We start from the raw sequence: 24,756 nt of genomic DNA on the forward strand, positions 1-24,756 counted from the left end.
ACCAGCTGAGCAAAAATAGAGAGAAGGCGAAAAGGAGAGTAAGGTTTAGCACCTTGAAAATTTGATAATAGATGGAGGTTTTGCATATGTGCGGAATCGTAGGATATATTGGTTTGAAACAAGCTCAAAATGTACTTTTAGAAGGACTAGAAAAGCTGGAGTATCGTGGATATGACTCCGCTGGGGTAGCTATTTACAACGGAAATACGATCGGAGTGAAAAAGACAAAAGGCCGGTTGGCTGATTTGGCTGGCCATCTTGATGAGAAAGCATTAACTGGCCAACTTGGAATAGGTCACACCCGATGGGCTACACATGGCAAACCATCCGATGCAAATTCCCATCCACATGTTGATGGAGAAGAGCAGTTTGCTGTTGTTCATAATGGTATTATTGAAAATTACATTGAGTTGAAAGAAGAGCTCATCAGCAAAGGTCATACATTTACTTCTGAAACGGACACAGAAGTAGTTGCTAAGTTGTTATCGGATATGCACGATGGAGATCTTGTTTCGACAGTGAAAAAAGTAGTTGCACGCCTTCGAGGGGCATATGCACTTGGAATCATCAGTAACTATGAGCCTGACAAATTAGTTGCTGTACGATTGGCCAGCCCTCTAGTAGTAGGTATTGGTGAAGGGGAAAACTTTATCGCTTCTGACATCCCAGCTATTTTGAAACATACTCGTGATGTATATATCTTGGAAGATGGAGAAATGGCTGTTTTGGATGAAAACGGTGTGGAATTGATGACCACAGACGGTACACCTGTAAAGCGTGACGTTTTGCGTGTAACATGGGATATGGAAACAGCTGAAAAAGGCGGATTCGACCATTTTATGCTAAAAGAAATCTACGAACAGCCAAAGGCAATTCGAGATACTTTAGCTGGACGGATCAAAAATGGATTGGTTGACCTGTCTCAAGAAGTTGGATTGACAGCAGAAAGTGTAAAACAGATCAATAAAATACATTTCGTCGCATGTGGTACAGCTTATCATGCAGGGTTAGTGGGTAAAACGGTTTTAGAACAGTTAACTCGTATTCCAGTTGAGATCGATGTTGCTTCTGAATACAGATATCGTAACCCGATTATTGATGAGCATACATTGGTTATTGTGGTGAGCCAATCTGGAGAGACCGCAGACACATTGGCTGCATTAAGAGAAGCAAAAAGACATGGTGCTCGTGTTTTGGCTATCACCAACGTTGTAGGCAGCAGTGTTTCTCGTGAAGCAGATGATGTAATTATCACTTGGGCAGGACCAGAAATTGCGGTGGCATCGACGAAAGCTTATACTTCCCAATTGATCGCTATTTATTTACTAGGGATGTATCTAGCACAATTGTTAGAGACAAGTGCAGTTGCTTCATTTGGTAATCTGCTGGAAGAACTTCAGTCCTTACCTGAAAAAACAGAAGAGGTACTAGCGCAAGCAGATAAGATTGCTGCCTTTACCAAATCAATTGTTCACCATGAACACCTGTTCTTCTTAGGTCGTGGAATGGATTATGCAGTAGCATTAGAAGGATCACTCAAGCTAAAAGAGATTTCCTATATTCATTCCGAAGCATATGCAGCTGGAGAGTTAAAACATGGAACACTCGCTTTGATCGAAGAAGGTATTCCAGTTATTGCACTTGCTACTCAACACGCAGTGTTTGAAAAAATGGTCAGCAATATTCAAGAAGTAAAAGCTCGTGGTGCACATGTACTCGGGTTGGCTTCACAAGGCGATAAGGAACTTCTAAAATCAGTCGATGAAGTAATGTATATTCCTGCTATCCATGATCTATTTGCTCCTGTGTTAGCAGTAGTGCCTCTACAGCTTCTTGCTTACTATGCTTGTGTGGAGCGTGGATATGATGTTGACAAACCACGTAACCTGGCAAAAAGTGTAACCGTAGAGTAAATAACATGAGATGAAGGCTGGGAAACCCGCCTGTACGGTGTGAAGCGGGAGAAAAGCTGGAGATAACTTCAAAAGCTTACCTATCATTATAAAAAATGGCTAACGGCTCAAAGTCGTTAGCCATTTTTTTATAGATTTGCGAGTGAGAAAACCCACAGTTTGAATCGTGGGATGATAACGAGCGTTGGATGAGAGAGGGTTTGTCCTTCTCAAAAGTCCAACACTTTTTCAGAAAATATCTTTACGAACACATATCCGTATGGTAAACTATTTCCGATTACATGTAATGGATAGTCTGAAATGCGAAAACCAAGCAGTAGGTCTATTCCATGAGGTAATAAAATATCCTGTTCAATCGTGGGGCTCACGAGGTTAGCTTGGTAATGAAGTAGTCACAAGACTACAGTCCCAAGAATCCTACGGCTTTAGCCGTATGGAGTGTGAAAAAAGGTATGAAACACAAACAGCCCACTATTTAAAACAGTGAGCTTTGTTTGTGTCTAATGAGCCAGCATTCCTTGACAGAAATATCTGGATTTTTTATAATGATGTGGACAGTGATCGAAAGCGTGTGAACGCTTCGATCCTCTGTCAGGTTTATTTAGAAGCAAACATGCTTCTGATAAATGCTAAACCACGACGGACGGGGGTCCAATCCAGTACCGTGTGGTTTAGGAAAAAGGCAGCTACTTGCAGCAATGCGGTAGCTGTTTTTTTATGGAGTTCTAACTCTGGCAAAAGCGCTGACAATACGGGCACTATTACAGGTGCTACTGGGTCAATCAGACCATGTAAACCCAGCTGTATTCCCGTTGCAATTGTTTCGAGTTTTTTCTCCACAACAAGCTTGATTACCTCTTTTTTGAGATCATTCCATACATCTTGAGAAAAAACTACCCAAGCACTCGTAGATACACCAGTTGCGCTTAACGAGATTTTGACGATATGTCGTTTGAGAAACATCACAGCTGAGCGAATAAAATCGACTCGTTTGTGAAGCCGCTCATCTCGTTTCACTTCGCGCGCCTCGGTTTGACCTACAATTTCCTGTATGTCCTGTTTCGTCTCCTGCCGATGCTGCTGAAGCCGCTGGTCCAATTTTTGATCCAATATTTGTTCCAATTTTGCATCATTCATTCCGCATTGGACAATGACTTGGACGATGACCTGCTGCTGATCGACAGTTTCCGGTAATACACGAGCAACGATTTGTTCCACTTTCTCCGCATCGATGCTCCCCGTAAGAGGTAAAAAAGACTGCTCCACACATGAAAGTTTTTTATTATCCATTATAAATCTCTCCTCAGATGATGTTTTGTCCATAAAACAAAGCGACAGTGTCATCACCTGACAGAAAATGGATCTCTCATGCGCCCACACGTATTCGATTTTCGTTCCCACTATCCACATCATAAGGGTGTTACAGTGTTCACAAGATTGTGAACATAAAGCACAAACGTAAAGCGTAAAGCATGAAACATAAAACGTGAAACAACTAAGCTTGTACTACCAATGTCATCACTCATCCAACGAGGGTGCTTAATGATGACTGATCGCGCGGGTGCACCAGAAGCAGCCAGCACACGATCGAAGCAATTGCCACAAGCGTATCCGCAAGGCGCCTGTTTACTTGCAGCTGATTTGATGGAAATCCAAAGGATTCAGCCTATTCGGGAGTAATACTCGACCGAAAATCAAACCAAAACAGGAACTAAATGTATTTAATCATAGATATATACTGATTTCAATAGTATTCAAAATATATACAAAGCAAAGAACGCCAATATTCAGCGTTTTTAGGTAGATTATTTCTTTTAAATGAAACGTTCTGATATTGCTCGATGCATACACACGGGGTTAGCTTGGTAATGAAATAGTCAAGAGGCTATCGTCCCAAGAATCCAAAGGCTTTAGCCGTGCGGAGTTGTCAATACGGCAGATACAGGTTGGTCTGCATACTGAGATAAACAATTGATACGATAAAGAAGATCATCTGATTTTTCAGATGATCTTTTATTTGTTTATTCATCGAATATTTCGTATTCCATTTAGTGAATTTTACTTAATAAATTCAAGTAAATCTTTGTTGAGTCGTTCCCGGTGTGTAATATATAGACCATGAGGAGCATTCTCATATACGATAAATTTGTTATTGGGTATCAGCTGTGCTGATATTGCCCCGCAAAATTCAATTGGCATGGATTCATCTCTGTCACCGTGAATGATTAAAGTAGGGACATCTATTTTTGCAACTTCGTCTGTAAAATTAGTCGTTATGCCAGCCAAGTGGAAATCGAGTATAGCTTTAAGCGATGTTTGGAGCATATCTGATCTTGTCCATTCTCCGATTTGAGGTGAAACACTGCAATCTGGCAGCTCATAGCCAAAGTAACCTGGTTCATTTTCAATCAGCCACAAAGGAAAATCTTTTTTCCAAGAAGATCGCACAACTTCAAAAAGTTGTCTATCAAATGCTTCAGGATTATCTTCTGATTTAACTGGGTAAGGTACACTTCCAGCAAGTAATACAATTTTCTCTATCCGATCACTTGCAAAGCGTGTTAAATATCGGACGACTTCTCCAGAGCCCATGGAATGACCGATGAGGGTAACTTTATGAAGATCCAGATGCTCAATTAATGCACGGAGATCATCTGTGAGTGTATCATAATCGTATCCTTTCCCTGGATCATCTGAACGCCCATGTCCACGGCGATCATAAGCAATACAACGTATCCCTTTGCTGCTTAGATCGATCATTTGGTAATTCCACATAGTAGAACTCAATGACCACCCAGAAATAAAAATGACTGGTTTTCCCTCTCCCCATTCACGATAAAAAAGTTTTGTTTGATCTTTTGATTCAAAGTATGGCATTTGCCTATTCCTCCTTAGTTATCCCTAACGATTTAATTCCATTCTCCATAAACATCTTCATCTACTGTTCAACTTCTTTTTGATTACAATATAAATATACTTTCCTGTTGGTATTGCATCAATTTCGTATTTCTTATGGTATTGATCAGTTTCAATAATGATAAAAATAAAAGAAGAGTGTAGTGTTAAAATTTTTTCTCATATTTACTAATGGGGAATATGGAGTATTTAACCTTTATATATTTTGGGAATAATAAGATCATTTTAGTAATATGACTTGGTCTTATTTGAGACAATCGGCAGACTATGCTTACAGTCGCAGTGGAGTGTGCGATCATGCTAAACATGAATGTTTATAGGAGTAGTTACATCTCATGGATGGAACTCCAAGGACAAGCTTCTCTCATCACAATTATATCTCTATAAAACATTTATTAGAAAACTTCAAGTGGTTTTAAAACTGTATAAGAACTGTCAACGCGACTGTCAACATCAATGGTGAGGGTAGTGAAGAGCACATCTGGCGGCTGCAAGAGATGTAGGGGCTCAGAGAACTCCTGTTTCTTCTTCAGTTATTCACCATCCGTAGTGATTCATATTGCTACGGAGCCAGTAAATAATTTCGTTTAAATAGAACAACCCAATCTACTCAACGGTTTTTGTGAGTAGCTGGGTTTGTGTGTGCGGAAAGCTAGTCGTCAAAGTATTCACGTTTTTATTGTTAGACTTTGTAATGCAGATGTACAACTCCATTTCCTAGCGATTTAACATTTAGCAATTCGATGGGCTTAAATGTATATTTGCTTTTGTTTATAAGTAAATTCAACCCTTTTCCCTCGAGTACTGGGGCAATATTTAAGACAATTTCGTCAACTAGATTTTCCGTAAGAAAGCTGTTGTGCAGATCAGCTCCACCAGAGAGAAGTGCAGTATGATGCCCTTTTTCATTTAGAAACTGCAAAGCTTCTTGTGGAGAGGAGACAATGGTGGCACCTGGTATTTCTTTATTGCTGCGAGAAATAACGACTATGTCTAAATTTGCAAAATCTTCTCCCCCTCCCCCGCTCGCCAGCATTCCTTCAAACGTTTTTCGACCGACAATAAAGTTTCCAGCAGCTTTTGCATGAGTGATAAAGTCTTCAAGAGCTTCTTTTTTTGGTGGATTTTCTGGACTTGATTGTGCATAGTTTCCGTTTGCAGATAAAGTTGCCCATAAGATTGTTTTCATGTTAGATAACTCCTTAAAATCATTTTCTATGTTGAACTTGATTTTATCTTAGACTATGATGGTGACAAAACTTGTCATAGTTAAAAAATGAAAAAAGGAATAAAACAAATGTCCAATAAATCCCAGCGACTGATTGAATTGATGATGACAGTTAATCGAAAGAGGAAATTTACAGTAAGAGAATTGGCTGATGAATTTGGTGTATCTAGGAGGACAATATTACGAGATTTGCAGGAGTTAAGTGGACTGGGAGTTCCTTTGTATTCAGAAGTCGGCCCGCATGGTGGATATCAAGTGTTAAATGAACGTGTATTGCCGCCCATTGCTTTTACAGAGGAAGAAGCTGTTGCTATGTTTTTTGCGAGCCATGCCTTAAGGCACTATTCTTCATTGCCTTTTGAAGAGGAAACTGCTTCAGCTTTAAAGAAGTTTTATTTTTATATGACAGGGGATGTTCGTGATCGAATTGACCAAATGAAAAATCGATTTGATTTTGTTATTCCTATACGTCAGCAAAAAACACCTTATTTGTCGATTTTATTACAGGCAGCCGTCGAGCAAAGAGTAATTAAAATAGAATATAAATCCAAGACAGAGCAAACTACTCGAGAAATTCAACCAATTGGAGTATATGCTAGCAGCGGTTTATGGTATTGTCCAGCATATTGTTTTATTCGAAAGGATATCCGACTGTTTCGTTGTGATAAAATCACTTCTGATATCCAATTTTCCGAGACAAAACCAATTGATCTTAAGCATGTTCATCTTGGAAACCGTGTATCGATGCGAAAAGGGAAGAATGCTTCACTAGATTTATATGTAGAGTTGACTTCAGAAGGTGTTCAGCGTTGTGAAGCTGATATCGGGAGTCGCTTCCAAGTAAATGTGCGGAGAGATGGAACTGGGTGGCTGGAAGATAAAATTCATACACGAGATACGTTATTTTTAGCAAAAGTATTTATTGGTTTAGGAACAGATGCTATGGTACAAAAACCAGTAGAATTAGTGAATGAGATGAGGAGAATACTAGTTAATATCATGGACCAATATAAAGAAAACAGCCAATGAATCGAGACCGGCTGTTTCTTTATATTTTTCTATCTGGCGCGCCATTCTATGTAAAGACGATCTAGAAAATGAAACTCTGTCAATGAGAAAGAAAGATAGCTTTTATTGGTATAAAAATGTTGTTGCATCTAATGGCGAAGAACTGTAATACTAAATATACTGGATAAAAATTATAGTTCTAAATAATGTGGGAAGATGAGGTTGTGTATTTCATCCTAGTTATGAATATACTACCAGAACAACCTTATCTGACCTTTCTTTAACTCCAGTGCACTGTACATAGCAAAAGAGTTTGTAGGGAAAGAAGAATTTTATATTTTTGTTTTAGGGATTTTTTTATTCTTACAAAAAATCAGGAGGATCATGATGAAAGAAAAAACATTTACTGTGATAGAAGAAGCAGGTATACATGCGCGTCCAGCTAGTCTTTTAGTGAGTAATGCTAGCAAATTTAGTTCAGAAATCAACATAGAATATAAAGACAAAAAAGCTAATTTAAAATCTATCATGGGTGTAATGGCATTAGGTATTAAAAAAGGGGAGACAATTAAAATAACCGCAGAAGGCTCAGATGAAGATGATGCGATTGTGAAGTTGGAAGAGTTGCTAAAAAGTTCAAATATGGCTAGTTAATTATAGAAGAATAAGCGCTGATCTTACTGAAAGATACAGCGCTTTTTTACTTTTATCAAGAAACCGCTTTAGAAGTGGTTTTTAGTATTCTTAGATGTGGGCATACTTTGAGGAAAAAAGTTATAATTCTAGCACAGGGAGGTTTTTCCTTCGTTTTGCCGAATTAACTACTATCGATTTGAAAGGTGAGAAGGTTATGTCGAAAATACTTTTATCTGTAAATGGGATGTCTTGTCAACACTGTGTTCGAGCTATTAAACAAGCAGTTGGCGCACTAAAGGGGACGAACACAGTAGTGGTTGATTTAAATAAACAGGAAGTATCAGTGTCTTTCGATGAACAGCAATTAGAGATCGAACAGATCGTGGATGCTATATTGGAAGAAGGATATGAAGTAGGAAAAAAGCAATTAGTTGGTGTATAAGATGCAAAAATAAATTGGGCTTCCTATTGGTCAGCCCATTATTTGCGTAAAAATAAGTATGATAGAAACGATTTCGTTTTTACTTCTAATTGAGCTAGTTCTCTTTCTTCTTGTGCGATTACTTGGTCTAACCAATCAATATCATTTTTTATTCTTGTTCGTAAGCCATCCCGTTTGATCACAAATTCTTCCGTTGTCCATTTTTCATAACTTTTTCGATCGCTCACGGCTAGTACCAACCCTCTTTTTCTGCTTGGTCGGTGGTTTCTTTTAGATCCTCGATGTCGCGAAGAATTTTTTCTTGGAGTTCTTCTTTCCGCTCTTGTCCACTTTTATAATCTTCTTCCATTAAGCATCCCTCCACCCCCAATTATGATACATTTTTAATGATAAACCATATATTACCCGTCTGCAATATTCACATTTTTACAAATTTAGTAAGAAAACTGGGGATGATATGTGTCTATTGGATGTCGAAAGTCTTACATCCATTATAAATCCAAATATTCTTTGTGAAGATAAAAAAGCTAGCCTTGATCAGGCTAGCTGGAAATCGTATTTCTGCCTATATTTTTGTAGTTACAAAGAAAATGAGAACTAACATGACGAGCACAGATAGATTTAATATCATGATATATCTTTTTACAATGGAAGCAGTAGTACTGTTTGAAGCAGAATCTTTTGCTGCTTTTAGTAGTTTTTTACCATAAAGTGCGATAACTAAAATAAAAACGATGATAAATAGTGATCCAACTCGTTCTTTTACCAAGAGCCAGAGTGGTTTGTTTGCATCATACTGCATCAGCATATATATTCCTGTTATTAAAGCTAGTACGGAAGTTGGTATCATCATCGTGAGGTTCCACCGATGTGCTGTTGCTAGTGAATTGGTCATAATCGCTGCATCATCAGTACGAGTTGCATTGCGAAGAAACATTGCCATTAAAGTAGTTGCACCAAACCAAGTTGCTACACTGAATACATGAATAAACAAGCTAATTTTTACATCCCACATGTTTGTATTGCTCCTTCGTTTCCCTATGTAAAATATGTTACATAATTGTCAATGATAGTTTAACATGAAGCAAAACAAAGATTCCACTTATCAGGATGATGTGAGATAGAAATTGTAAAAGCCACTCCTAAAAAGAGTGGCTGATTGTATTCAAATGAAAATGGTGGTGTTGGGTCGACTGGCTGCCGCCCAGCTGGTGGTGAAGAGGTCTCACCACTCATGTTCTACCTCAGGAAAGCCCCAGATCATCAGCTATGACCCCGCGAGCGTTGGTGATACTCGAACGGGCGTTGGTCTGGTGATGTACGACCTTGGTACCCATAAGCAAGACAGTGACTCTGCCATTTGAGGCATCAGTGCCTGTGGGTCCCAACTTAAGGCCCGTCCCATATCGCTCGTTGACGTACTCCACGAAAGCTCGAAAGGCTACTGCAGGATGAGTTCCCATGGGAATTCTCCAAGATAGATCCAATAATACATCGTTACTATAACATCATTATCACGAAAATTTTAATAGAAAAAATAGACAGTCATCATGTGCTAACTTTTGCATTTTCTTGTTATAGTTAAGATGTTGGAGGTTAGCTGATTATGGGTTTCAGCCTTTTTATAAACTTTAAATAGAGTTAGAAATTTGGGAAGGTGTGAAGCAGTGATTGTAGGCATAGGGACAGATATTGTAGAGTTGTCACGTATTCAGCAGATTGGAATCGACCGATTGATAAACCGAATTTTAACCCCGAGCGAACAGGCTTTGGTACCAGAAAAAGAGAAGCGAAAGATAGAGTTTGTAGCAGGTCGTTTTGCCGCAAAAGAAGCAGTTTCCAAGGCTTTAGGTACTGGAATCGGGGCGGATTTTGGTTTTCATGATGTATCTATACTTGCTAATTCGTTAGGAGCGCCTCAAGCAGTGTGGGGAAATTCAGAAAATAAACCTAACATTCATTTGTCTATTTCTCACAGTGATCATTATGCAGTGGCGATGGTTGTATTGGAAAAATAGCTCTTCTGTTGAAGGGCTATTTTTTTTCACGAATAACCAGCTTTTGCAAGCATAAACATGTACCAATTAAAGGACAGACATATCTTGTTTCCTAAAAATGATAAGGAGGAGAGAAATGCAAGCAAGATGGGCTGGTGTACTTTGCTTATTTTTATTGTTGACTGCTTGTGGTCCGAAAGATTCCAAAGATGTCATAGAAGATTTAACTGATCGATCTCAGCACTTGGAGTCGTATTCCAGTCATGGAACTATGACGATAAACAATGGACAAGAGCCACAATCCATTGATATTGAGGTTTGGTATCAGAAGCCTAATTTTTATCGAGTCGCACTTACAAACACAAAGAAAAATATTACACAAATCTTATTAAAAAACAAAAGTGGTGTATATGTTTTAACTCCACACTTGAAAAAAAGTTTTCGCTTCCAAAGTGACTGGCCGCTTAATAGTGGACAAATTTATTTGTACCAATCCATTTTACAAAATGTGATCACAGACCCAAAGCGGCAATTTCGAACCGAAAAGAATGATTATCGTTTTGATGTAGCTACGAATAATGATTACCATCGTACTTGGGTGAAACAACAAATTTGGCTGGATCGAGATTATTTGCCAAAACGGGTTAACATTTTAGATGAGAATAATCATGTAATGGTTCAAGTCAAATACGATAAGTTTAAACTGGATACTACATTTGACAAAGATGCTTTTGATATGGACCGTAATCTTCAAGGATTACCAGAGAACACAAAACAAACGATGGCAAATACGTCAAAAACATTATCTGCTGTAACCCCGGGTTACTTGCCTAGTGGCAGTAGATTAATAGATGAAGAAACCATTCAAGGTATGCATGGACCTATTGTTGTGATGCGATTTATGGGGAAACAACCGTTTACACTCACCCAAAGGTTAGCGAAAACAATGGAAGTTAGTACGTCGATGAAAGGTGATCCCATTGATTTAGACGACGCAGAAGGTGTTTGGATGAAATTTGCTACCCAGCAGCATCTTTCTTGGACAATGGATGGGAAAGATTTTGAACTGGTAGGAAATATCCCATTAGAAGAAATGCAAAAAATTGCTAATTCGGTATTGAATCAAACTGAAAAATAATAATTTGTTTTAAGCTATAGCCAATTTTGTTATAATAAGACTAATTATTTTCATTTGGCTATTGCTGAGGTGAACGGAAGTGGAGCATACGTATTATCGAGATACCCGTATTGAAGTGGATCTTGATGCGATTGAGCATAACATTACTCAGTTTCGCCGAATTTTACCAGTTGAAACGAAGATCCTTGCGGCGGTAAAAGCCGATGCGTATGGACATGGAGCTGTTACTGTGTCTCTTGCTGCAATCTCTGCAGGAGCAAGCCATTTAGGTGTAGCATTTGTAGATGAGGGCATTCAGTTAAGAGAGGCACAGATAAGAGCTCCTGTTCTTGTGTTTGGATATATTCCTCCACATGCTATCGAAGCTGCTCTTTCGTTCAATTTGACTTTTACGGTCTTTGATCTAAATCATGTAAGACAGATTGAACAGGTAGCGCAGAGATTGAGGAAAACTGCGAAGGTCCATTTAAAAGTAGATACAGGGATGGGTAGATTGGGAATAGCACCGAGTGAAGTTATTTCCTTTATCAACCAGGTTAATAACTTGAAATGGGTGGAACTTGAAGGAATATATACGCATTTTGCTACAGCCGATGATGAAAATTCGGATTACTTTGATCATCAGTTGCATCTATTCGAGGAGATTCTGCAACAATTAGATGAATTAGGAATTGAAATTCCGCTTAGACATGCTGCTAACAGTGCTGGTGCTTTGCGTATGAAGCAGAAATGGTGTAACTTAGTACGCATAGGTATTAGTATGTATGGATTTCAGGATGTATCAAATCCAGATGTCAAGTTGAAACGAGCACTGAGTTTGAAATCATCTATCACACAACTTAAATGTTTGCCTAAGGGTTCAGGTATTAGTTATGGCAAAACGTATACGACTTCCACCGATGAATGGATCGCGACCATTCCAATCGGGTATGGAGATGGACTGCCCCGACATCTGTCTAACAAAGGGACAGCGCTTGTCGGTGGTACTCGGGTTCCGATCGTGGGTCGCGTTTGTATGGATCAAGTGATGCTGAGAGTAAATAAGGCAATGCCGGTGGCTGTCCATGATGAAGTGGTTTGGATTGGCAAACAAGGGGCTGAGGAGATTACAGCTGATGAGATTGCAGAGCAAATCGATACGATTCACTATGAGATTGTAACCCGTCTCGGCAGCCGAGTACCTCGCCTGTATTTCCAAAATGGCCAACTTGTTTCAACTCGGAATGCACTTCATTCTGAAGAGGGAAACAAAAGATAAAAGGAATTTTCCTTTTTTGCACGAATAAAGTTACAATAAATACTTCCTTTCTTGAAAGCCTTAAAAAATAGTTGCAAGCGAAGGGAATATTTTGTAAATTAGAGCACATGAGCAGTGCTCATCCTACTGGCAGTAAGTTACCTCTTTATTGGGATTTCTTCAGACAATAATTTTCTCAGAGGTAAATTCGTTCGAGGTAAAAAAACGAGAACGCTGGCAGCAGGTATTCCACCTATGCAGGTACATTTTTAACTGCATAGAATGGGCTGATGAGACAGCCCTTAACTTGGGAGTCGCACAAAACAGAAATGAATTGTGCGTTAACTGCCTAACAATCTCACGATTTAATCGTGTAGAATCTCAATATGGACTATTTTTATATTTGCTAGGAATGTTTTTCGTTTGCGATGTTTTATATCGTATATTTTTGCGTTCCATTCAACATAATGGTAGTATTATGTGGTGTTATAGGGACATTACAGTAAAAATTGTAGGTTTTACTAAATATCGCTAACGGTGTAGATTGGTTGGGGGTGCACATATTTTGTCTAGTACCAAGAGAATCATGATCAGCCTACCGAAAAATTTGCTTCAAGAAGTGGATGGTTTGGTAGAACAGGATAACTCCAATCGAAGCGAATTTATTCGTCAAGCGATGAAGTTGTATCTCCGTGAGAGAAAAAAGCGCTTCATTCGAGAAATGATGAAAAAAGGGTACATGGAAATGGCTCGAATTAATCTAGGGATATCACACGAAGCTTTTCAAGCGGAAGAGGAAGCTGATTGTACCTTGGATCGTTTGGTTAGCGGGGTGTAGGTATCTTGATCGTAAAGCGTGGCGATGTGTATTTTGCTGATCTTTCCCCTGTGGTCGGATCCGAACAAGGTGGGGTTCGGCCTGTTTTGATTATTCAAAACGATATAGGAAACCGCTTTAGCCCCACTGTTATCGTCGCCGCGATTACTGCCCAGATACAAAAGGCCAAGCTACCTACCCATGTGGAGATTAATGCTAAAGCATATGGTTTTGATCGAGACTCGGTCATTTTGCTGGAACAGATCCGGACGATTGACAAGCAGAGGCTAACAGATAAAATCACTCATCTTGATGAAGAAATGATGAGTAGAGTAAATGATGCACTTCAGATAAGTTTAGGACTTATTGATTTTTAACATTTCATTTAGCAGGTCATGGTGCCTGCTTTTTTTTATGTTTACAACTTTTCTTTACGGGGAAATGATCTTGTGAATTCATCTAATGTTCATTAACACTTGCATAACAATGTATTTGGTTCGTTTCAAGCGAAGAGCATGTCCAGTATCTATTGGGAAAAAATGAAGTAAACAAATTGAAGAAGGTTTTTGATTTTGAAACCCTCAGGAGGATGAATTGCAATGAAGGAACAACCCCTTGATCTGGTGAATTTAGTCATTCCCGCCAAAAGTGACTTTGTCAGTATTGCTCGTTTAGCGGTCTCTGGGATTGCCAATCGGATGGGTTTTTCTTATGATGATATTGAGGATTTAAAATTAGCAGTATCTGAAGCTTGTACAAATGCAGTAGATGCACTATATACAGATGGAGATGGTGACATAAGAGTATGTTGCAATATATTCTCCAATCGCCTCGAAATTGAAGTAGCAGATCAGTGTATAAACGAAGAAGATTTAGAAAGCCAAGAACTAAAGGCATTACGCGAACAAGATTTGGGATTATATTTTATTGAATCCCTGATGGATCAAGTCGATATTCAAGACGAAGGAGGGGTAGTAGTTAAGCTGACTAAATTTATAAAAGAGAATGGAGTGGAGGAGCATGCCGGGTCGCCCGCATCCTACCCGACTCGATGAAGATCAAATTATTGAGCTAGTCGATCGGTATAGGCGGGAAGGAGATAGAGAAGCCCAGGAACAGCTAGTCACCCAGTTTCGCGACTTGGTGGAATCCGTCGCATACAAATTTTCACGCGGGCAGGAATTATATGAAGACCTTGTACAGGTAGCCATGATTGGTTTACTCGCTGCGATTAAACGATATGATCCAGAAGTGGGCAGAAGTTTTGAAAGTTTTGCTGTCCCTACGATCGTTGGAGAAGTAAAACGTCATATACGTGATAAAACTTGGAGTGTTCATGTTCCCCGCAGAATTAAAGAACTAGGTCCTCGTATTAAAAAAGCAGTGGAGCAGCTCACCATCAATCTACAACGATCCCCATTGGTTACGGAAATTGCAGAATATCTAGAAGTCACACCTGAAGAAATTTTAGAGACAATGGAAATGGGTCGAAGTTATCAAGCGGTCTCCATGGACTCTCCAATCGAATCTTCAACCGAGGGAAATCCCCTGACATTATTTGATCTTGTAGGGGCAGAGGATGAAGCATTCGAAAAAATTGATAAGCAATTATTATTAGAGAAGATCTTTCAATCGCTCAGTAGTCGAGAAAGAGAAATTTTAGAATTGATTTTCTTTGAAAACTTGAGTCAAAAGCAGGTGGGGGATCGCCTAGGAATTTCTCAAATGCATGTTTCCCGATTGCAGCGTCGTGCCCTCAAAAAGCTTCGTCAAACGATACGCATGGATTTGTCGGAAATCATTTAGACACCTGTGATTCTACATAACAAATGCTTTCCCGCGCCCGCTGAAGAAAGCTACAACTTGTCCACTTTGTGGGCAATTTTTTTTCGTTATCCTGTTTTACACGAGATAGCCAAGTATGCCAAAATAGAGCGAACACAAGTTTAGGTGGTGCAAAGATGGAAGTTATGGAAGCAACTGTAGACGTTATGGATTTAATCGAGCAAGTTGCTCGAGAGTTATCCTTTCGAGTAGAGCAAGTAAAAGTAACGATGGAATTGTTAGAAGCAGGGAACACAATACCATTTATCGCGCGTTATCGAAAAGAAATGACTGGAGAGCTGGATGAAGAACAGCTTCGCCAAATTGAAGAAAGATATCGCTATATTGCAGGGTTGTATGCTCGTCGAGATGAAATTATCCGATTGATAGATGAACAGGGGAAGCTGACAGAAGAACTGCATCAAAAATTAGTGAAAGCGACCAAACTCCAAGAGTTAGAAGACTTATATCTCCCTTATCGTCCAAAGCGTAAAACTAGGGCGAGTATGGCAAGAGAAAAAGGTTTGGAACCATTAGCTAAAATTATTTTAGAGTCCAGAGAGACTGTAAATAGCGAAGAATTGGCAGCTTCTTTTGTAAACGAGGAGAAAAATGTCAAATCCATTGAGGAAGCCATAAAAGGGGCACTGGATATTCTGGCAGAAGAGCTTTCAGAAGATGCTGACACGAGGAAATGGGTACGCACCTATACTTGGAATCAAGGGATACTAGAATCAAAGGCAGTAGATGCTGATGAGTCTACTGTTTATGAGATGTACTATGATTATCAAGAATCCATACGAACCATGCCTTCTCATCGTGTTCTTGCCGTTCGCAGAGCGGAAAGAGAAGGGGTGCTGAAACTAAAAATTAAGGTACAAGAGGAAGAGGTTTATACTTTACTTCGTAAATGGTTCCCTCATGAAAATACATATACACTTCCGATTATGCAAGATAGCTATAAGCGTTTGATCGCTCCTTCTATCGATCGAGAAATTCATGCGAAAATGCTGGCAGATGCGGAAGAAAAAGCAATTGATATCTTTAAAGAGAACTTAAAACATCTATTACTCCAATCACCGATTGCTGGAAAAGTAGTTCTTGGTGTCGACCCTGCTTACCGGACTGGATGTAAATTAGCAGTAGTTGATGATACAGGTAAATTATTAGATATTGATGTCATCTATCCCACAAAGCCAAATGATCGAGTAGAAGAAGCAAAGGAAAAAGTTTACGCGCTATTAGAAAAATACCCAATTAGTTTAATTGCAATTGGAAATGGAACTGCTTCAAGAGAAACAGAAGATTTCATTGCAGAAGTGATTCAAGAATCCGATAAAGACTTGTACTATGTGATTGTCAATGAAGCTGGTGCCAGTGTTTATTCCGCTTCTCCATTGGCGAAAGAAGAGTTTCCTGAGTTAGATGCAGCTAGAAGAAGTGCAGTTTCTATAGCAAGGAGGCTGCAAGATCCACTAGCAGAATTGGTTAAAATCGATCCAAAATCAGTTGGTGTTGGACAATACCAACATGATGTAAATCAAAAGAGACTATCAGAGTCATTAACTCAAGTCGTAGAGTCAGCTGTTAACTATGTTGGAGTGGACGTCAATACTGCTTCTCCATCTTTGCTCCAATATATCTCAGGAGTGAGCAAGACAGTAGCAAAAAACATAGTAGCAGAGCGTGAAAAGATTGGAAAATATACAAACCGAAAGCAGCTTACAAAAGTACCAAAACTCGGAGCAAAAACATTCGAACAATGTGTTGGATTTTTGCGTATTCGCGAAGGTGATAATCCACTCGATAAAACACCTATTCACCCCGAATCTTATCCCATTGCTGAACAACTTTTGCTAAAACTCGGTATTTCAGTAGAAGAATTGGGTCTGGATCAATCCAAGGAAAAGTTAAAAAATGTCGATGTCTCAAAGATGGCATTGGAATTAAATAGTGGCGTACCAACACTTAGAGATATGATTGATTCCCTGCTCCGTCCAGGAAGAGATCCCAGAGAATCTTTACCTAGTCCCATTCTTCGATCCGATGTGTTAAAAGCGGAAGACTTGGAGACAGGAATGCACTTAAAAGGAACTGTTCGCAACGTTGTTGCTTTTGGGGCATTTGTAGATATAGGATTAAAAAATGATGGTCTTGTCCATATTTCCAAGCTCAGCAACCGATTTGTTCGTAATCCGATGGATATAGTTACAGTAGGGGATATTGTGGATGTGTGGGTGCTTTCTGTCGATAAAATCCGTGACCGGGTCAGTCTCACTATGGTACAAGAATAAAAAAGAAAGCTAGGTAGATGCCTAGCTTTTTTTGCTGAAACTCCTCATTTTCAATCTCAAAATAAATTTTTATCTTTGCTCTCGTATTCTTTTTTTATAAAAGTAAACCAGCATCGGTTTAAAAAACGTATTTGACCGCGATCTTTTTGCCGAAATGCTTGCATCAATTGCTTACTAAGCCAATTGGGCATGGCATATTCCCCCTGTATAAAACTGATATTTACTTATGTTTATTACAGACAGGGGTTGTCTTGTGCCTACACTTATAAGAATTCGCGAAAAAAGTATGCATGAAATGAAAAGTTTGAGGGAAAAAGGTAGAAGAGGTGAATTTTAAATGAAAAAACAAACCTATTATGTAACAGTTGATGGAACCATTCACTCCGAGCAGTTGTTAGACGATGCACCATATGATTTTGAAATTCAGGCAACAGATCAGGAAATAAAAGACTTACAAGATTTGTTTCAACAAACATATAATAAAGAGTGGGATACTTTTGTCCAGTCGCATATGCCTTTTCAAACAGAAGACCGGCAAAAAGCGAGTACAGATGTAGACGAAAATGTTCGAGAAATTTATTCGACGATTTACCAATTGGGAACAGAAGAGACGAAAAAGAGCATAGAAAGTCTAGGTTTGCTTGATCTTTCTTGATCAAATAAGTATACTTGGAGTTGAGAAATTGTTTTTATATCCATATTGGAGGAATGAGTAGTGGGACCACAATACTATCAATCTTCTTCTGCGGTTAGAACAGATCGAGGCTTATTTCAACGCGTTTTTTCGTGGATGTTTGCTGGCTTACTACTTACAGGAATTATTGCTTATTTCTTAAGTAGTAATATAAATATATCTGGCCTAATTGAATTTCACAGAAGTATCATCTGGGGTGCCATCATTGTTCAAATTGTAATTGTAATGGCTATCTCGGCTTTGATCGGCAGGATATCTGCTTTCACAGCGACGTTTTTGTTTTTCTTGTATGCAGCTATAAATGGGGTAACCTTTAGCTTATATTTTGCTTATGTAGAAGTCAGTACAATAGGTTCAGCTTTTATAATAACAGCTGGTATGTTTGGTATCTCGGCAGCGATTGGATTTATTACCAAAGCTGATCTTTCTAAAATGGGTTCTATCTTCTTGATGCTTCTCTTGGGATTGACACTCGCTACTTTGGTGAATGTATTCTTTTTGCACAGTAGTACAGGAAGTTTAATCCTTTCCTATATTGTTGTCGTCGTTTTTTGCGGGATTACCGCTTATGATGTGCAAAATATTAAACATATGAGTGCTGGCATTCAATCCATGGATGAAAACACAGCTACAAAAGTAGCTATTTATGGCGCGTTGATGCTTTATATTGACTTTATTGCGATCTTGCAAAACTTGATCAACATTTTGAGCAGAGACTAATTAGCAGTAAGCAAAGCCTTCTCACATCAGGTGAGGAGGTTTTTTTGTAAGAATGAAAATTTATGCTTGACGTGAAAGGACAAATCATGCTAGATTATAGAAGTCGCTTGAAGCGGATAAAAAAAGCTTGCATTAAGTAGCACTTTTTGATAAAATAACTCTTGTCTTCAAAAATGTTCCCAAATAGCTCAATTGGCAGAGCAATCGGCTGTTAACCGATAGGTTGCAGGTTCGAGTCCTGCTTTGGGAGCCAACTTAGGAGAGATACTCAAGAGGCCGAAGAGGACGGTTTGCTAAACCGTTAGATGGCGTCAGCCATGCGAGGGTTCGAATCCCTCTCTCTCCGCCAGACATTTCGGTTTTCAATGGCCCGTTGGTGAAGCGGTTCAACACACCAGCCTTTCACGCTGGCATGCAGGGGTTCGAATCCCCTACGGGTCACCATTTTTGGGCGTTTAGCTCAGCTGGGAGAGCACATGCCTTACAAGCATGGGGTCGGCGGTTCGATCCCGTCAACGCCCACCAGATTCAAAATATATATCTTTACCTATACGGGGCTGTGGTGTAGAGGCCTAACATGCCTGCCTGTCACGCAGGAGACCGCGGGTTCGAATCCCGTCAGCCCCGCCATTTTTTTGTGGCGGTCGTGGTGAAGCGGTTAACACACCGGATTGTGGCTCCGGCACTCGAGGGTTCGAATCCCTTCGATCGCCCCACTTTTTTCACACTTTTGGGGAGTAGCCAAGAGGTAAGGCATCGGTTTTTGGTACCGTGTACCGAAGGTTCGAATCCTTCCTCCCCAGCCATTTTTTAGGCAAGTTTAAATAAGTAAGAGCCATTAGCTCAGTTGGTAGAGCATCTGACTTTTAATCAGAGGGTCGAAGGTTCGAGTCCTTCATGGCTCACCATTTTCAAAAATATGCGGGTGTGGCGGAATGGCAGACGCACCAGATTTAGGTTCTGGCGCCGAGAGGCGTGGGGGTTCAAGTCCCTTCACCCGTACCATATTTTTATAAACTTTATATTTTGCGGTCGTGGTGGAATTGGCAGACACGCTATCTTGAGGGGGTAGTGGCCCTAGGCCGTATGGGTTCGAGTCCCATCGACCGCACCAATTTCACACATCGAAGAGTTATGACTGTAACTTTTCTTTTTTTATACCAAAGCCGGGGCGTGGCTCAGCTTGGTAGAGTGCCTCGTTCGGGACGAGGAGGTCGCAGGTTCAAATCCTGTCGCCCCGACCAAACTTCATATATGCGGGTGTAGTTCAATGGTAGAACATCGGCCTTCCAAGCCGAATGTGAGGGTTCGATTCCCTTCACCCGCTCCATCACAAAGAGCTGTGCATCTGCACAGCTTTTTCCTTTATCTGGAGCCTCAAAACTTTCTTCTTTTCCTGTTTCTTGGTAAGATAGTATTATTTCATAAACATGGACGGTGTTTAAACCTTGGATAAACCGATTATTTATACAGCAAATGAAACGGAAACAAGAGCATTAGCATTTCAAATAGGCACGAAGTTATCTAAGGGAGCCGTTATTGCTTTATCTGGTGAACTGGGAGCAGGTAAAACAACTTTTTCGCAAGGTTTAGCTAAGGGGCTTGGTGTAGAAGAGTATGTAGACAGCCCAACTTTTTCCATTTTAAAAGTTTATGAGGGAAGATTACCTCTTTATCATATGGATGTGTATCGATTAGAGGAAGACAGCGTGGAAGAACTAGGTTTAGATGAGTATTTATATGGAGATGGTGTGAGTTTAGTCGAATGGCCATCACGAATTGTTTCGTTGTTACCGAAAGAGACCATTTTTATTGAAATAGAAGCCCTGCCCACAGGGGATAGAGCCATTAAAATCGATTCTTCCACATTGTACAAGGAGTTAAGGGGACTATGAATATATTAGCAGTGGATACTTCTACGCTTGTACTAAGTATTGCTGTATTAAATGAGCAAAAAATACTTGGAGAGAAGACTACCAATCTGAAGAAAAATCATTCTGTTCGATTGATGCCTGCTATCAGCGAACTGTTAACAGATTTAGATATGACGTTATCGGATATGGATTTATTTGCAGTTACCGCAGGGCCTGGTTCCTATACAGGAGTTCGAATCGGTGTTACAACCATTAAAACGTTTGCATGGGCTTTACATAAACCATTTCTTGCTGTCTCCACACTGGAAGTTATCGCGATGAACGGACTGCATTTCCCAGGAAATATTGTTCCATTAATTGATGCAAGACGTGAACAAGCCTATACGGCAGTATACCAAGGGCAAGAAGACCGTCTGCAACTTAAATTGCCAGAACAAATTATTTTGGTGGATGATCTCCTGGAGCAGTTGAAACAAGACCAAAATGAGACACTATTCATTGGTGATGATGTCACTATGTTTAGCGATAAAATAACATCTGCATTAAAAGAAAGAGCGATTATGGCGCCGACTAGTCATAATCTTCCACGTGCAAGTAATCTTGGCATATTATCCCTGCAAAAATGGCTGGAAACAGGTAAGGGTGAACGACATGACTTCTCTCCTAATTATTTGCAATTGACATTGGCTGAGAAAAATTTATTGGGGCGTTTAACATGAACTCTATCAAAACGGTTTTGTTTCGCCCGATGAAGGTAACGGATATTTCTTCCGTTATGGAGATTGAGAAACTTTCTTTCACTGATCCTTGGAGTGAAATCTCGTTTGAAGATGAGATTACTGCAAATGATTTGGCTTATTATATAGTCTCCCTTGTAGATGGAAACGTAGTTGGATATGCGGGAATGTGGGTAGTACTGGATGAAGCTCAACTTACCAATGTCGCTCTTCATCCTGATTATCGCGGACAGGGTACAGGAAAAGAAATCGTGGCTTATATGATCGAACTGGCTAAACAACTGGGGGCTTCCAAAGTGACACTCGAGGTCAGAAAGTCCAATCAAAGAGCTCAACATCTTTATCGAAACTTGGGCTTTACTGTGATCGGAACGAGAAAAAATTATTATCCAGACAATGGAGAAGATGCCATACTGATGGGGTTGGTCTTAAATGAAGGATAAAACCGTGATACTGGGTATCGAAACAAGTTGTGATGAGACAAGTGTATCTGTAGTTGTAAATGGAGAGAAAGTGTTGTCGAACGTCATAAGTTCTCAAATGGAGATTCACCAAGCTTTTGGCGGTGTTGTTCCGGAAGTTGCTTCCAGGCGCCACGTTGAGCGGATTACGTTGATTATCGAACAAGCATTAACAGAAGCAAATGTAACCAAAGATCAGCTTAGTGCCATAGCAGTTACCCAAGGCCCAGGTTTAGTCGGTGCTCTGCTCATTGGGGTGGCAGCCGCAAAAGCGTTAGCGTTTGCCTTGCGTATTCCTTTGATCCCCGTTCATCATATCGCAGGGCATATTTATGCCAATCACTTGGTAACACCTCTTCGCTTTCCTTTGATCGCTTTAGTCGTTTCTGGTGGTCATACGGAGCTCATTTATATGGAAGATCATATGCGTTTTGAGCGGATTGGACGCACACGCGATGATGCAGTGGGCGAAGCATTTGACAAAGTTGCTCGGTTGATGAACCTTCCTTATCCAGGAGGGCCGCACATTGACCGTTTAGCGGCTCAAGGCTCTCCTGCTTATCCCTTGCCTCGTGCATGGCTGGGAAAAGAGTCACTCGATTTTAGCTTTAGTGGTTTAAAATCTGCTGTCATGCAGTTTATCAAACAAAATGAGCGTTACTCCGAAAAAAACTTAGCAGCAAGTTTCCAAGATGCAGTGTTGGATGTCATTGTAGAGAAGACATTTCGAGCGATGGAGCAAAGAGGTGTAGAACATCTTGTTGTAGCTGGCGGGGTAGCGGCAAATAGCGGTCTGCGCAGCCGATTGCATCATAGAGCAAAGCAAAATAATAGGACATTATGTATACCGCCGCTTGAACTCTGTACCGATAATGCGGCAATGATTGCATCTGCAGCATACTTTTTTTATGATGCTGAGAAAAAAGCGGATCTGGAATTAAATGCAGTAGCAAATCTCCCATTGGTTTAATTTATTGCAAATTTCCCTTCTAGATTTTGTATAATTACGATACAATTCGATGATATAGGTTTATTTATTAGGGGAAATGAAGAGCAGTATGAATCAGTCAGAATGGAGAAAATTCGGCAAACTCGTTATATTTGTCGCTGCATTTAGTATAGGACAATTGGTTATTTGGAAACTATTAGCACCTGTTCAAGTTGTTTTTACGATAAATGGTTTTGTGCTGGATCTGACAAAAGCACTTCATTTGATAGAGAGCGTGTTGATTTACTCTGCAATACTATATGTTTTATTAAAAAAATATGGGTTTTGGGAGAAGATTTTTGGTTCGGCAGATTTGGTTCAATCTGAGGAGAATAATACTACTAGTAAATAAACTTTCTTGGGTTAAATTGATAGATGAAACAACAAAGAAAAAAGACAAAGTTAGCAGATATTGCTAGCTTTTTTGCGTTTATGAACATATTTTAAGTATTCTCATTTTGTGGAATTTACCATATACTGATATTAAGAGTCAACTAGTATCCCGTCCATTCGATTTAGTCGAAGAGAGCAGGTCAACATCATGCGTCGCATCTTCAACACCAAGGTTCTGGTCGTCGTCATCGCCGTCCTCATCGTCCGCCCTGACTGGGCCGAGGCGATTCAGAAGCACATCCTCCTGGGCCTCCACCAGCTCCTCCTGGGTCTGACCCAGTTGAAGGACGGTTTCGTCCAGTTGACGGATGAGCACAAGGCGGAGTTCGTTCACAAGCTCATCGCCATCGGTGACTTCATGGTGAACAACACCGGCATGTCGTGGGTCATCCACCACTGGGGTCTGTCGCTCATCATCGCGTTCCTCGCGAAGCGCTACATCGACCCCGTGATCCTCGCCGTGGTCAACTTCCTCAAGGAGATGATCGAGGTGAAGATCGAGGCGATGAAGTCGAAGATCAGGAACGTGATCACCAACGTGCGAGAGCAGCGTCGCCCGGAGCGCAAGGCGATCACCTCCGGTCAGTGACCGCACACTGACCGCTCCACGGACGGGACGGACAATTGCTGTTACGACACCCAGTCGTACACACCAATTGTCCCCCGTAAAGTAATGAAAGTCCATATAGATGAGAACCAGGCTAGCAGAGGTGCTAGCTTTTTTCATTCCATATTTTTAATATTCCCATTTCGCGGTTTTTTCCATATACTAAGAGTAATAATGAATGTCCCGTCCATTGATTGAAGGAAGCAGGTCAGCCATGCGATTCAACATTCACGCCATCGCGCACGGCATCGCTAGGATCATCGCCGCTCTCCTCGTGTTGTTTGGGGCACTCTTCCTCTTCAGCCCTAAGAAGGCTGGCGCGGTTCGGAAGGAGGTCCTCCCGCTGTACAGCTGGTCGAAGGACCAGCTTCTGTCGATCGCCAATTCGAGCGAGCTGAGGCACTGGCTCATCTACCTGGTGTTTTTCTACAGCATCGTCTTGGTCCTCTATGGCATCATCGGGATTATCTACGTCGCCTACCGGGTGCACACCGCTCGTCGGAACCGTATCTCCAGGGGTGCCATCATCGAGGCTCAGCCGGTTACGGTCGTTGAGACTCAGCCCCGCCTGGACGTCGAGATTCAGTTCCACATGGTCGTCGTGGTCGAGCGCGTGATCGTCGTGGTCGAACGCATGGTCATCGTGATCGAGCGCATGGTCATTGTGGTCAATCCCACGGTCATCCGCCCTTCGGGGCAGTGACCGCACACTGACCGCTCCACGGACGGGACGGACAATTGCTGTTACGACACCCAATCGTACACACCAATTGTCCCCCCGCAATGTAATGAAAGTCCATATAGATGAAATAAGGCTAGCTGAAATGCTAGC

Annotated in this window: 30 protein-coding genes, 12 tRNA genes and 1 pseudogene; 36 read left to right on the top strand and 7 right to left on the bottom strand. The window is 40.5% G+C overall.

Annotated elements, in window-relative coordinates:
* Positions 1–86 precede the first annotated feature (86 nt).
* Entirely contained in the window at positions 87–1,913 is a 1,827-nt protein-coding gene (gene glmS / locus MK805_RS10445) for a glutamine--fructose-6-phosphate transaminase (isomerizing) (protein ID WP_240875817.1), read from the top strand.
* Positions 1,914–2,510: 597 nt separating this feature from the next.
* Here glmS and MK805_RS10450 read toward each other — a convergent pair.
* Positions 2,511–3,203: a hypothetical protein gene (locus tag MK805_RS10450; protein ID WP_240875827.1), complete on the bottom strand. Its 693-nt coding sequence runs from the start codon at positions 3,201–3,203 to the stop codon at positions 2,511–2,513.
* Positions 3,204–3,455: 252 nt separating this feature from the next.
* Between MK805_RS10450 and MK805_RS10455 the strand changes: the two genes are divergently transcribed.
* Positions 3,456–3,593 carry a hypothetical protein gene (locus MK805_RS10455; RefSeq protein WP_240875829.1) on the top strand — a complete coding sequence of 46 codons (138 nt, stop codon included), beginning with the start codon at positions 3,456–3,458 and terminating at the stop codon, positions 3,591–3,593.
* A gap of 378 nt (positions 3,594–3,971) precedes the next feature.
* Here the strand turns inward: MK805_RS10455 and MK805_RS10460 are convergent, their stop codons facing one another.
* Positions 3,972–4,790 (bottom strand): alpha/beta fold hydrolase, encoded by an 819-nt coding sequence (locus MK805_RS10460; RefSeq protein ID WP_240875830.1) that lies wholly within the window; start codon positions 4,788–4,790, stop codon positions 3,972–3,974.
* A 721-nt stretch (positions 4,791–5,511) separates the two neighbouring features.
* On the bottom strand, positions 5,512–6,018 hold the full coding sequence (locus MK805_RS10465; RefSeq protein WP_240875832.1) for a dihydrofolate reductase family protein: 507 nt from the start codon (positions 6,016–6,018) through the stop codon (positions 5,512–5,514).
* A 108-nt stretch (positions 6,019–6,126) separates the two neighbouring features.
* Here MK805_RS10465 and MK805_RS10470 point away from each other — a divergent pair, with 108 nt between their 5' ends.
* From MK805_RS10470 to MK805_RS10480, 4 genes and pseudogenes are all read left to right on the top strand, one after another.
* Positions 6,127–7,086: a helix-turn-helix transcriptional regulator gene (locus MK805_RS10470; protein WP_240875834.1), complete on the top strand. Its 960-nt coding sequence runs from the start codon at positions 6,127–6,129 to the stop codon at positions 7,084–7,086.
* Positions 7,087–7,141: 55 nt separating this feature from the next.
* A pseudogene (locus MK805_RS18155) lies at positions 7,142–7,234 on the top strand (family 1 glycosylhydrolase); the annotation flags it as partial.
* Between the two features lie 218 nt (positions 7,235–7,452).
* Positions 7,453–7,719 carry a phosphocarrier protein HPr gene (locus tag MK805_RS10475; RefSeq protein ID WP_240875888.1) on the top strand — a complete coding sequence of 89 codons (267 nt, stop codon included), beginning with the start codon at positions 7,453–7,455 and terminating at the stop codon, positions 7,717–7,719.
* 196 nt (positions 7,720–7,915) lie between these two features.
* Positions 7,916–8,143: a heavy-metal-associated domain-containing protein gene (locus tag MK805_RS10480; protein WP_240875835.1), complete on the top strand. Its 228-nt coding sequence runs from the start codon at positions 7,916–7,918 to the stop codon at positions 8,141–8,143.
* Between the two features lie 38 nt (positions 8,144–8,181).
* On the opposite strand, the gene MK805_RS10485 is transcribed toward MK805_RS10480, so the two are convergent.
* The 3 genes from MK805_RS10485 to MK805_RS10495 form a co-directional block, all read right to left on the bottom strand.
* A complete protein-coding gene (locus MK805_RS10485) occupies positions 8,182–8,370 on the bottom strand; it encodes a hypothetical protein (protein ID WP_240875837.1) in 189 nt (62 codons plus the stop codon).
* A 338-nt stretch (positions 8,371–8,708) separates the two neighbouring features.
* A complete protein-coding gene (locus tag MK805_RS10490; protein WP_240875840.1) occupies positions 8,709–9,158 on the bottom strand; it encodes a DUF2269 family protein in 450 nt (149 codons plus the stop codon).
* 59 nt (positions 9,159–9,217) lie between these two features.
* A complete protein-coding gene (locus tag MK805_RS10495) occupies positions 9,218–9,379 on the bottom strand; it encodes a hypothetical protein (protein WP_240875842.1) in 162 nt (53 codons plus the stop codon).
* Between the two features lie 431 nt (positions 9,380–9,810).
* Between MK805_RS10495 and acpS the strand changes: the two genes are divergently transcribed.
* The 9 genes from acpS to MK805_RS10540 all read left to right on the top strand — a co-directional run bounded on the left by acpS (position 9,811) and on the right by MK805_RS10540 (position 17,450).
* Positions 9,811–10,161: a holo-ACP synthase gene (gene acpS, locus MK805_RS10500; protein WP_240875844.1), complete on the top strand. Its 351-nt coding sequence runs from the start codon at positions 9,811–9,813 to the stop codon at positions 10,159–10,161.
* 115 nt (positions 10,162–10,276) lie between these two features.
* A complete protein-coding gene (locus tag MK805_RS10505) occupies positions 10,277–11,278 on the top strand; it encodes an outer membrane lipoprotein-sorting protein (RefSeq protein ID WP_240875845.1) in 1,002 nt (333 codons plus the stop codon).
* A gap of 79 nt (positions 11,279–11,357) precedes the next feature.
* Entirely contained in the window at positions 11,358–12,536 is a 1,179-nt protein-coding gene (gene alr, locus MK805_RS10510) for an alanine racemase (protein ID WP_240875846.1), read from the top strand.
* Positions 12,537–12,650: 114 nt separating this feature from the next.
* The gene (locus tag MK805_RS10515; RefSeq protein ID WP_240875847.1) at positions 12,651–12,788 is read left to right on the top strand and encodes a hypothetical protein; all 138 of its coding nucleotides are present in this window, start codon (positions 12,651–12,653) and stop codon (positions 12,786–12,788) included.
* 313 nt (positions 12,789–13,101) lie between these two features.
* Positions 13,102–13,353: a CopG family ribbon-helix-helix protein gene (locus MK805_RS10520; protein ID WP_160800440.1), complete on the top strand. Its 252-nt coding sequence runs from the start codon at positions 13,102–13,104 to the stop codon at positions 13,351–13,353.
* Between the two features lie 5 nt (positions 13,354–13,358).
* The gene (locus MK805_RS10525; RefSeq protein WP_240875848.1) at positions 13,359–13,709 is read left to right on the top strand and encodes a type II toxin-antitoxin system PemK/MazF family toxin; all 351 of its coding nucleotides are present in this window, start codon (positions 13,359–13,361) and stop codon (positions 13,707–13,709) included.
* Positions 13,710–13,931: 222 nt separating this feature from the next.
* Positions 13,932–14,387 (top strand): anti-sigma B factor RsbW, encoded by a 456-nt coding sequence (rsbW, locus tag MK805_RS10530; RefSeq protein WP_240875849.1) that lies wholly within the window; start codon positions 13,932–13,934, stop codon positions 14,385–14,387.
* Complete coding sequence (gene sigB / locus MK805_RS10535) at positions 14,353–15,138, top strand: RNA polymerase sigma factor SigB (RefSeq protein ID WP_240875850.1); 786 nt, start codon at positions 14,353–14,355, stop codon at positions 15,136–15,138. Before rsbW ends, sigB begins: the two co-directional genes overlap by 35 nt.
* 155 nt (positions 15,139–15,293) lie before the next feature.
* The gene (locus MK805_RS10540) at positions 15,294–17,450 is read left to right on the top strand and encodes a Tex family protein (RefSeq protein ID WP_420833068.1); all 2,157 of its coding nucleotides are present in this window, start codon (positions 15,294–15,296) and stop codon (positions 17,448–17,450) included.
* A gap of 56 nt (positions 17,451–17,506) precedes the next feature.
* Here MK805_RS10540 and cmpA read toward each other — a convergent pair whose 3' ends face one another.
* Positions 17,507–17,641: a cortex morphogenetic protein CmpA gene (gene cmpA, locus MK805_RS10545; protein ID WP_240875851.1), complete on the bottom strand. Its 135-nt coding sequence runs from the start codon at positions 17,639–17,641 to the stop codon at positions 17,507–17,509.
* Positions 17,642–17,787: 146 nt separating this feature from the next.
* On the opposite strand from cmpA, the gene MK805_RS10550 reads away from it, so the two are divergent.
* From MK805_RS10550 to MK805_RS10650, 21 genes are all read left to right on the top strand, one after another.
* Entirely contained in the window at positions 17,788–18,105 is a 318-nt protein-coding gene (locus MK805_RS10550; RefSeq protein WP_240875852.1) for a hydrolase, read from the top strand.
* Positions 18,106–18,165: 60 nt separating this feature from the next.
* On the top strand, positions 18,166–18,864 hold the full coding sequence (locus MK805_RS10555) for a Bax inhibitor-1/YccA family protein (RefSeq protein WP_240875853.1): 699 nt from the start codon (positions 18,166–18,168) through the stop codon (positions 18,862–18,864).
* A 177-nt stretch (positions 18,865–19,041) separates the two neighbouring features.
* A tRNA-Asn gene (locus MK805_RS10560) sits at positions 19,042–19,117 on the top strand.
* 5 nt (positions 19,118–19,122) lie between these two features.
* Positions 19,123–19,213: transfer RNA gene (locus MK805_RS10565), tRNA-Ser, on the top strand.
* Positions 19,214–19,231: 18 nt separating this feature from the next.
* Positions 19,232–19,308: transfer RNA gene (locus MK805_RS10570), tRNA-Glu, on the top strand.
* Positions 19,309–19,313: 5 nt separating this feature from the next.
* Positions 19,314–19,389, top strand: a tRNA-Val gene (locus tag MK805_RS10575).
* A 28-nt stretch (positions 19,390–19,417) separates the two neighbouring features.
* Positions 19,418–19,494 (top strand) — tRNA-Asp (locus MK805_RS10580).
* A gap of 10 nt (positions 19,495–19,504) precedes the next feature.
* Positions 19,505–19,580: transfer RNA gene (locus MK805_RS10585), tRNA-His, on the top strand.
* 15 nt (positions 19,581–19,595) lie between these two features.
* Positions 19,596–19,670 (top strand) — tRNA-Gln (locus MK805_RS10590).
* A gap of 26 nt (positions 19,671–19,696) precedes the next feature.
* Positions 19,697–19,772, top strand: a tRNA-Lys gene (locus MK805_RS10595).
* 13 nt (positions 19,773–19,785) lie between these two features.
* Positions 19,786–19,869: transfer RNA gene (locus MK805_RS10600), tRNA-Leu, on the top strand.
* Between the two features lie 23 nt (positions 19,870–19,892).
* Positions 19,893–19,978, top strand: a tRNA-Leu gene (locus tag MK805_RS10605).
* Between the two features lie 53 nt (positions 19,979–20,031).
* Positions 20,032–20,108, top strand: a tRNA-Pro gene (locus tag MK805_RS10610).
* A gap of 12 nt (positions 20,109–20,120) precedes the next feature.
* Positions 20,121–20,194 (top strand) — tRNA-Gly (locus tag MK805_RS10615).
* 118 nt (positions 20,195–20,312) lie between these two features.
* The gene (gene tsaE / locus MK805_RS10620; RefSeq protein ID WP_255724584.1) at positions 20,313–20,759 is read left to right on the top strand and encodes a tRNA (adenosine(37)-N6)-threonylcarbamoyltransferase complex ATPase subunit type 1 TsaE; all 447 of its coding nucleotides are present in this window, start codon (positions 20,313–20,315) and stop codon (positions 20,757–20,759) included.
* Positions 20,756–21,457 (top strand): tRNA (adenosine(37)-N6)-threonylcarbamoyltransferase complex dimerization subunit type 1 TsaB, encoded by a 702-nt coding sequence (gene tsaB / locus MK805_RS10625; protein WP_240875854.1) that lies wholly within the window; start codon positions 20,756–20,758, stop codon positions 21,455–21,457. Before tsaE ends, tsaB begins: the two co-directional genes overlap by 4 nt.
* A complete protein-coding gene (gene rimI / locus MK805_RS10630) occupies positions 21,454–21,918 on the top strand; it encodes a ribosomal protein S18-alanine N-acetyltransferase (RefSeq protein WP_240875855.1) in 465 nt (154 codons plus the stop codon). Before tsaB ends, rimI begins: the two co-directional genes overlap by 4 nt.
* Entirely contained in the window at positions 21,908–22,906 is a 999-nt protein-coding gene (gene tsaD, locus MK805_RS10635) for a tRNA (adenosine(37)-N6)-threonylcarbamoyltransferase complex transferase subunit TsaD (protein ID WP_240875856.1), read from the top strand. The genes rimI and tsaD overlap by 11 nt, the downstream gene beginning before the upstream one ends.
* Positions 22,907–22,982: 76 nt before the next feature.
* The gene (locus MK805_RS10640) at positions 22,983–23,276 is read left to right on the top strand and encodes a hypothetical protein (RefSeq protein WP_240875857.1); all 294 of its coding nucleotides are present in this window, start codon (positions 22,983–22,985) and stop codon (positions 23,274–23,276) included.
* A gap of 189 nt (positions 23,277–23,465) precedes the next feature.
* Positions 23,466–23,906, top strand: coding sequence for a hypothetical protein (locus MK805_RS10645; protein ID WP_240875858.1), 441 nt, complete (start codon positions 23,466–23,468; stop codon positions 23,904–23,906).
* 232 nt (positions 23,907–24,138) lie between these two features.
* Positions 24,139–24,627 (top strand): hypothetical protein, encoded by a 489-nt coding sequence (locus MK805_RS10650; RefSeq protein ID WP_240875859.1) that lies wholly within the window; start codon positions 24,139–24,141, stop codon positions 24,625–24,627.
* Positions 24,628–24,756: the final 129 nt, after the last annotated feature.

It is taken from the genome of Shimazuella soli (genome assembly GCF_022511585.1).
Taxonomy (GTDB): domain Bacteria; phylum Bacillota; class Bacilli; order Thermoactinomycetales; family Thermoactinomycetaceae; genus Shimazuella; species Shimazuella soli.

Excerpts from the sequence above, each read along its gene's own strand:
- glmS (WP_240875817.1), top strand. The coding sequence starts at position 87 with ATGTGCGGAATCGTAGGATATATTGGTTTGAAACAAGCTCAAAATGTA.
- MK805_RS10450 (WP_240875827.1), bottom strand. The coding sequence starts at position 3,203 with ATGGATAATAAAAAACTTTCATGTGTGGAGCAGTCTTTTTTACCTCTT.
- MK805_RS10455 (WP_240875829.1), top strand. The coding sequence starts at position 3,456 with ATGATGACTGATCGCGCGGGTGCACCAGAAGCAGCCAGCACACGATCG.
- MK805_RS10460 (WP_240875830.1), bottom strand. The coding sequence starts at position 4,790 with ATGCCATACTTTGAATCAAAAGATCAAACAAAACTTTTTTATCGTGAA.
- MK805_RS10465 (WP_240875832.1), bottom strand. The coding sequence starts at position 6,018 with ATGAAAACAATCTTATGGGCAACTTTATCTGCAAACGGAAACTATGCA.
- MK805_RS10470 (WP_240875834.1), top strand. The coding sequence starts at position 6,127 with ATGTCCAATAAATCCCAGCGACTGATTGAATTGATGATGACAGTTAAT.
- MK805_RS10475 (WP_240875888.1), top strand. The coding sequence starts at position 7,453 with ATGAAAGAAAAAACATTTACTGTGATAGAAGAAGCAGGTATACATGCG.
- MK805_RS10480 (WP_240875835.1), top strand. The coding sequence starts at position 7,916 with ATGTCGAAAATACTTTTATCTGTAAATGGGATGTCTTGTCAACACTGT.
- MK805_RS10490 (WP_240875840.1), bottom strand. The coding sequence starts at position 9,158 with ATGTGGGATGTAAAAATTAGCTTGTTTATTCATGTATTCAGTGTAGCA.
- MK805_RS10495 (WP_240875842.1), bottom strand. The coding sequence starts at position 9,379 with ATGAGTGGTGAGACCTCTTCACCACCAGCTGGGCGGCAGCCAGTCGAC.
- MK805_RS10505 (WP_240875845.1), top strand. The coding sequence starts at position 10,277 with ATGCAAGCAAGATGGGCTGGTGTACTTTGCTTATTTTTATTGTTGACT.
- MK805_RS10520 (WP_160800440.1), top strand. The coding sequence starts at position 13,102 with ATGATCAGCCTACCGAAAAATTTGCTTCAAGAAGTGGATGGTTTGGTA.
- rsbW (WP_240875849.1), top strand. The coding sequence starts at position 13,932 with ATGAAGGAACAACCCCTTGATCTGGTGAATTTAGTCATTCCCGCCAAA.
- sigB (WP_240875850.1), top strand. The coding sequence starts at position 14,353 with ATGCCGGGTCGCCCGCATCCTACCCGACTCGATGAAGATCAAATTATT.
- MK805_RS10540 (WP_420833068.1), top strand. The coding sequence starts at position 15,294 with ATGGAAGTTATGGAAGCAACTGTAGACGTTATGGATTTAATCGAGCAA.
- cmpA (WP_240875851.1), bottom strand. The coding sequence starts at position 17,641 with ATGCCCAATTGGCTTAGTAAGCAATTGATGCAAGCATTTCGGCAAAAA.
- MK805_RS10550 (WP_240875852.1), top strand. The coding sequence starts at position 17,788 with ATGAAAAAACAAACCTATTATGTAACAGTTGATGGAACCATTCACTCC.
- tsaB (WP_240875854.1), top strand. The coding sequence starts at position 20,756 with ATGAATATATTAGCAGTGGATACTTCTACGCTTGTACTAAGTATTGCT.
- rimI (WP_240875855.1), top strand. The coding sequence starts at position 21,454 with ATGAACTCTATCAAAACGGTTTTGTTTCGCCCGATGAAGGTAACGGAT.
- tsaD (WP_240875856.1), top strand. The coding sequence starts at position 21,908 with ATGAAGGATAAAACCGTGATACTGGGTATCGAAACAAGTTGTGATGAG.
- MK805_RS10640 (WP_240875857.1), top strand. The coding sequence starts at position 22,983 with ATGAAGAGCAGTATGAATCAGTCAGAATGGAGAAAATTCGGCAAACTC.
- MK805_RS10645 (WP_240875858.1), top strand. The coding sequence starts at position 23,466 with ATGCGTCGCATCTTCAACACCAAGGTTCTGGTCGTCGTCATCGCCGTC.
- MK805_RS10650 (WP_240875859.1), top strand. The coding sequence starts at position 24,139 with ATGCGATTCAACATTCACGCCATCGCGCACGGCATCGCTAGGATCATC.